The sequence below is a fragment of the Anaerospora hongkongensis genome (genome assembly GCF_004339805.1).
Classification (GTDB): domain Bacteria; phylum Bacillota; class Negativicutes; order Sporomusales; family DSM-15969; genus Anaerospora; species Anaerospora hongkongensis.
Window position 1 is genome coordinate 67277 of sequence record NZ_SLUI01000020.1, and the last position, 6137, is coordinate 73413.

Genomic DNA, 6137 nt, shown 5'->3' on the forward strand with positions numbered 1-6137 from the left:
GGGTTTTTTCTGCTAAAACCGTATTACTGTCGTTAAGCAAAATTGAAATAGTTCGGCTTGCCTGCCGCTGTTACAGGAAATGAGCCCTCCGATAGGCCTGTTCAATACGTTCCAGCCCTTCGCGAAGTACTTCGCGGGAACAGCCAAAATTGAGCCTCATATATCCTTCCCCTTGTTTGCCAAACGTTGCACCATTATTAAGCCCGACTTTAGCCTCTTTGGCAAAAAATGCATCCAATTGCTCTACTGTCAGCCCTAATTCACGGCAGTCAAGCCACGCCAGATAGGTTCCTTCAGGCTTGTTCACCTTTATCTTCGGCAGCTTTTCCGCGAAGAAACTGGCGATATAATCGGCGTTAGCTTCCAGATAAAGCAGTAACTCTTCCAGCCACGGTTCACCATGAAGATACGCTGCTTCCATCGCGGCTATACCGAACACATTATTTTTGGCAATTCCGAGAGTTTGAACCTGATCCGCAAATTGCCTGCGCACCTGTTCATCAGAAATGATAACTGCTGAAGTATACAGTCCTGCTGTATTAAAGGTTTTACTGGGTGCCGTGCAGGTAATCACCCTTGGGGCGATCTCTTTTGACAGCGTAGCTAGTGGCACATGGCGATGTCCCTTTAAGATCAAGTCACTATGTATTTCATCAGACAAAACAAGCAAATCATTTTCCAAGCAGATTTTTGTTAACTGCTGCAATTCTGTTTTGGACCAAACCCGTCCTACCGGATTGTGCGGATTGCAGAAGATAAGCATTTTCGCTTCTTTAGCCTTGCTCGCCAGATCCTCAAAATCAATGCGGTAGTGACCGTTTTCTTCGCGCAGCGGATTTTCAAGGACTTGACGTCCATTGCGTAATATTGACGCAAAAAAAGGCGGATAGACCGGCGGCTGTATGATAATTTTATCTCCCGGCTGCGTAAACGTTTGAACCGCAAGGGAAAGAGCGGTAACAACGCCGGGCGTGCTAACCATCCATGCTGTATCGGTCTCCCAGTCGTGCCGTTTTTTCAGCCATCCCTGCAATGCTTTAAAACCCAAATGACGTGGTGAAGGATAGCCAAATACCCCATGGGAGGCCCTTTTTTGAATTGCCTCCAGAATTGGAGCGGGAGCGAGAAAATCCATATCAGCTACCCAGAGAGGCAGAACTCCCTCGGCACCAAATAAGAAATCTGCATCATCCCATTTGGCACTGCCTGATTGATTACGGTTAATTTTGATATCAAAGCGATTTGCCGACAATATAATAACCACCTTTCTGTATAACCAGTTACGCTGGAATAAAAATGCGGATACCCTCAAAAATGAAAGTATCCGCCTTCAGTTGCCTGATCAGCGTTAAAGCTGCACAAAAATTTGTCAATATCGTATCATATTTATCTCGCTAATGTCAATCAGGAAAACAAAACAAAGCTGCTGGCCGTGTTGACTCTAGCGCGATGCTCTAGAAACCGCCACTTTTATAGCTGAGTTAAAATTACCGGTCCTTCCGGTGTTACCGCAAGTGTATGCTCGTATTGAACACAAATTGATCCGTCAACGGTACGAGCCGTCCAGCCATCCGAATCGGTTTTTGCCTGCCAACGCCCCATGGTAATCATCGGTTCAATGGCAATCGTCATGCCTTTTTTAATAGCCGGACCTTTTCCGGCATGTCCGTAGTGAGGTATTTCCGGATCTTCCCATAGCTCCCGCCCCACACCGTGACCGCAAAAATCCCGCACGACTCCATATTTCAGGCTCTCCGCATACGTTTGTATAGCATGCCCGATATCTCCGATGCGCTTGCCGGGCTGAGCCTGATCAATCCCCAGAAACAGGCACTCCTTGGTTACTCTCATTAGCTTTTCGATTTGGGGTGATACTTGCCCCACTGCATACGACCAGGCAGAGTCACCATGATAACCATTCACTTTTGCACCAATATCAATGGTTATGACATCGCCTTCATTCAGCGGCTGTTCATTCGGAATTCCATGGCAGATAACATCATTCACCGAAGCGCAGATAGAAGCAGGAAAGCCATGATGGCCTTTAAAACTGGGGATAGCCCCTTTTTTTCTGATATAACTTTCCACAAGCTCATCCAATTCGAGAGTGGATACTCCTGCCTTTATTTTTTCACCAAGAAGCGCATGACACTCAGCCACAATTAATCCAGCCTCGCGCATGATTGCTAATTCTCTTGCTGATTTAAATATAATCATAGTTCCCCTCCGCAACCTTTATCCTTATAGTATATAGAATCATCCCTCCTAGTGTACACCATCTTTATTTTGAAATGCGAGTAGTTTATATAATTTAGCAAAACTTTTTATCCCGACCGTGGTATCACTCGCTCCCTAATGCCGCTCTCAGCCGCTTGTTCCGCAGCCGCCCCGCTAGTAATGAGCCCTCAACCTTTTGCAGCGCTTTTGTCGGACAAACTCTTACACAGGCCGGTCCGCTGGCATGGTTAACACAAAGATCACATTTATATGCTGCAACCTCGGTTTTTCCTCCCGCCGCATCAGCAGCGATCAGGTCAATTGCTCCATAGGGACAGGCTACTAAGCACGCTTTGCAGCCCACGCATTTTCCGGCAACAACTTGAACCGAACTGCCACTTTGCCTGATAGCATCAACCGTACATGCTCTCGCGCAGGGTGCGTCTTCACACTGCCGACATTGAACAGGCATGCTGACCTTTGCTGTTTTTATCACTTGCAGCCTTGGGTAAAAGCTAGCGGCATTTAAATTCTCCAGCGCATTTTCGCCGCCATGAGCCAGCACACAGGCAACTTCACAAGTACGGCAGCCAATACACCGTTTCGGGTCTGCCACTACAAAATCATTCATTATTCTCCCTCATTTAGTGCAGCATTTTTCTCAGTCTGCTTGAACACGTTTTTTCCCAGCAACATAGTGCGTATGCAATAGCTTATGAGACTTGTGACCAAGCGGCTCTCCCAGGAATTTTTCGTATACGTCCTGAATGGCCGGATTCTCATGAGATTTGCGAAACTGCTGTTCTTCGTCATGCCGGTACATACTGGCTGACCGCAGCTTATAAGCTGCTGCCTGGTCCTCAGGCAATAACAGCTTCGGCTGACCGCCGCCAGTGATGCAGCCTGCCGGGCAGGTCATGACTTCCATAAAATGAAAATCCGCTTTCCCCAATTTTATCTCTTCCAGCAGCCCAGCAGCATTTTTAAGACCGGCGACAACGACCGTCTTAAGCTGCACCGAGCCTGCCTCAATTGTCACTCTTTTAATTCCCTGTCCCCCACGGACGGTGGTAACATTGACATTCTCCAACGGCGTTTGCGTGAGTATTTCATAGGCCGTACGAATAGCTGCTTCCATGACACCGCCGGTAACCCCAAAGATTTGCCCGGCTCCCGAATAACAGCCCAGCGGATTATCAAAGCCTTCTTCCGGTAAACTGTTAAAATCAATACCAGCTTCTTTAATCAAATACGCTAACTCTCTAGTGGTCAGTACTGCGTCAACATCACGAAAACCACTATCCGCCATCTCCGGACGAAGTGCTTCGGATTTTTTACAAGTACATGGCATAATCGCCACACTGTATACCGCTGCAGGAGCAATGTTGTCAAGCTCCGCTCCATAGGTTTTAAACATGGTGCCTGCCATTTGCTGTGGAGATTTGCAGCTGGATAAATGCCCAATAAGTTCCGGATATTCGTCTTCTACATATTTTACCCACGCCGGGCAGCAAGAAGTAAACATCGGCAGCGCTTTATTTTCCATAATCCGCTTAACTAATTCACTGCCCTCTTCCATAATCGTTAAATCAGCAGCAAAGTTTGTATCATAAATTCGTTTAAACCCCAACCGCCTGAGAGCAGCCGCCAGCTTACCAGGTACCAAACTGCCAAGTTCCATGCCAAAATCCTCGGCAATTGCCACGCGGACCGCCGGTGCACATTGCACCATGGTGAACAACGAATGATCAGCTAAAGCCTCTTTAACCTGAGGAAGGTCACCAACATAGTAAGCGGCAAACAGCGGTTCCCGGACATTCGCCGGCATACGGCGCTCCTGCAGCCTTTGCGCATGGGAATACTGATACGTCTCAAAGCAGGACGCATAGGCACTGCATACCTGCACACATTGTCCACACATTACACATTTGACGGCATCAATCGTTTGTGCTTTTCCCGGCTCACCTTCAATGGCGCCTACAGGGCAAATTTCACAGCATCGCTGGCAGCCGGTACAAAGCTCGGCATCGATACTGACATATTGCTTTCCCTCCATCATTACCCCTCCCACGCAATAAAATCAGCAGCTTTATTAGCTGCTCTAATACGGCGGAGCCGCTTTTCCTGCTCAAATTGAACATGAGTGAGGGCTTGCCTGGGGCAGGCTTGAACACAAGCCGGTCCTTGCAAGCGGTTTTTACACAAATCACATTTACTGGCCACAACTGACGGTAACTCCGGCTCTTCCAGCTTTCTTGGCGATACGACCAGCTCTATGGCTCCAAAAGGACAGGCAATTAGACAGCTTTTACAGCCAATACAGCCTTTTTCATCTATTATTACTTTGTTGTTTTCCTGCTTAATAGCAGCAACCGGACAACATTTTGCACAAGGAGCATCCTCACAGTGATGGCATTGGATAGGAACTGTTACTTCCGGCGTTTTAACAAGATAAAGCCGCGGCAGTATTGGCGTATCCAGATTACCTGCTGTTTTCACTGCCGGATTCGAGTGAGCAACAGCACAGGCTACTTCGCAAACCCGGCAGCCAATACATGCCTTGGCATCGGCTATAACAAATGAATTTAATGGCCTATTCACTAAAAATCCTCCATCCCGCTTCAGAATCTTCTTTTGACTACAATTATAACAAAGTTATTGCTATACTAATAATACTTAATATATTCCCTTGACATACTTTTAAGGTATGGTTATTTACTTAAGGAGGACACGGTTACAATGATGAGCATCCGGGAAATGCAATACTTTTTGACTGTAGCCCAGGAAGGCAGCATAACGACTGCCGCCCAACGCTTAAATATCGCGCAGCCGCCGCTTAGCAGGCAAATGAAGCAACTGGAGGAAAGTCTGGGCACCAGGCTTTTTGTCCGGGGCAACCGGAAAATTCAACTTACAGAAGCCGGCTGCCTGCTGCAAAGCCGCGCTGAACAATTGCTAAAATTACTGGATAATACGGAGAAAGAAATTAAAGCGATAGAAACAGGCACGCACGGCATATTGTCCATCGGCACTGCTTCTTCCTCAGGCATAACCATCCTCCCTGCCGTTGCCCGTATTTTCCACACCCAGTATCCAAATATAAACTTTGAGTTATGGGAAGGCGAGTCGGTCCGGATTATTGAACTGTTGAACGGAGGCTTGATCGAAATCGGTCTGGTGCGCTTTTCTTTTGATACCGACACCTACGAATCTATTCAGCTGCCCAAAGAACCGCTGGTTGCTGCAATTCATAGAAATCGTCTCCAGCAATTGGATAACGCAAAAGAAGACTGCCTTTCCCTCGCCCAGCTTGCCGATATGCCTTTGATGATTCACCGCAAATATGAAGCGATGATTACCGCCCATTGTCAGCAAGCGAATTTCAATCCTCACTATCTATGTAAAAGCGATGATGTCATGCCCGTTTTGGCCTGGGCAGATGCCGATGTGGGAGTTGCCGTCGTACCAAGAGCAGCAATGGGGCTTATTCCCAGTCCCAACCTTGTGTTTAAAACAATTGTTGATCCCGTTATCGAAATATCCTCAGCTCTTATCTGGGTACGCAACCGCTATCTGTCAGCTGCTGCCCGTCACTTCTTAACACTATTCACCAACCTAAGCCAAAGCTCCCAGCCTTCTCGTTAACAGCTAATTTTTCGAAACTCCGCCTCGTTCCTATTGGCCCTTCTGAAAAAATGTGGTCCGCAGGATGGGAAATGCTCAGCTTACGTTAAGAAATTCGGTTGTCTGAGCGCTGCGAGTTTACGAATTTTAGTAAGCTGAGCATTTCCCAAACATTTTGGAAGACAGGCCTAGACCTTTTGCTACTTGGTACTATTTAAGTGTAATTGTTTAACCATGAAAATGGTTGAACAATTACACTTATTCTTTTACAGTAAGGGGGTAATTGGTCTGGCGTT

At 47.1% G+C, this 6137-nt stretch carries 6 protein-coding genes; 1 reads left to right on the plus strand and 5 read right to left on the minus strand.

The window, feature by feature from the left end:
* Window positions 1-70 precede the first annotated feature (70 nt).
* The 5 genes from EV210_RS20980 to EV210_RS21000 all read right to left on the minus strand — a co-directional run bounded on the left by EV210_RS20980 (window position 71) and on the right by EV210_RS21000 (window position 4818).
* Entirely contained in the window at window positions 71-1252 is a 1182-nt protein-coding gene (locus EV210_RS20980) for a MalY/PatB family protein (protein WP_132083324.1), read from the minus strand.
* A 218-nt stretch (window positions 1253-1470) separates the two neighbouring features.
* Entirely contained in the window at window positions 1471-2217 is a 747-nt protein-coding gene (gene map / locus EV210_RS20985) for a type I methionyl aminopeptidase (protein WP_132083326.1), read from the minus strand.
* 124 nt (window positions 2218-2341) lie between these two features.
* Complete coding sequence (locus EV210_RS20990) at window positions 2342-2848, minus strand: 4Fe-4S dicluster domain-containing protein (protein ID WP_132083328.1); 507 nt, start codon at window positions 2846-2848, stop codon at window positions 2342-2344.
* Window positions 2849-2878: 30 nt separating this feature from the next.
* Entirely contained in the window at window positions 2879-4276 is a 1398-nt protein-coding gene (locus EV210_RS20995; protein ID WP_132083330.1) for a [FeFe] hydrogenase, group A, read from the minus strand.
* Window positions 4276-4818: a 4Fe-4S dicluster domain-containing protein gene (locus EV210_RS21000; protein ID WP_132083332.1), complete on the minus strand. Its 543-nt coding sequence runs from the start codon at window positions 4816-4818 to the stop codon at window positions 4276-4278. Before EV210_RS21000 ends, EV210_RS20995 begins: the two co-directional genes overlap by 1 nt.
* Window positions 4819-4956: 138 nt before the next feature.
* Here EV210_RS21000 and EV210_RS21005 point away from each other — a divergent pair, with 138 nt between their 5' ends.
* Complete coding sequence (locus tag EV210_RS21005) at window positions 4957-5862, plus strand: LysR family transcriptional regulator (RefSeq protein ID WP_132083334.1); 906 nt, start codon at window positions 4957-4959, stop codon at window positions 5860-5862.
* The last annotated feature ends 275 nt before the right edge of the window (window positions 5863-6137 follow it).

What these genes read in the sequence shown, in the direction of transcription:
- EV210_RS20990 (WP_132083328.1), bottom strand. Translation starts at nt 2,848, where the DNA reads ATGAATGATTTTGTAGTGGCAGACCCGAAACGGTGTATTGGCTGCCGT.
- map (WP_132083326.1), bottom strand. Translation starts at nt 2,217, where the DNA reads ATGATTATATTTAAATCAGCAAGAGAATTAGCAATCATGCGCGAGGCT.
- EV210_RS21005 (WP_132083334.1), top strand. Translation starts at nt 4,957, where the DNA reads ATGATGAGCATCCGGGAAATGCAATACTTTTTGACTGTAGCCCAGGAA.
- EV210_RS20995 (WP_132083330.1), bottom strand. Translation starts at nt 4,276, where the DNA reads ATGATGGAGGGAAAGCAATATGTCAGTATCGATGCCGAGCTTTGTACC.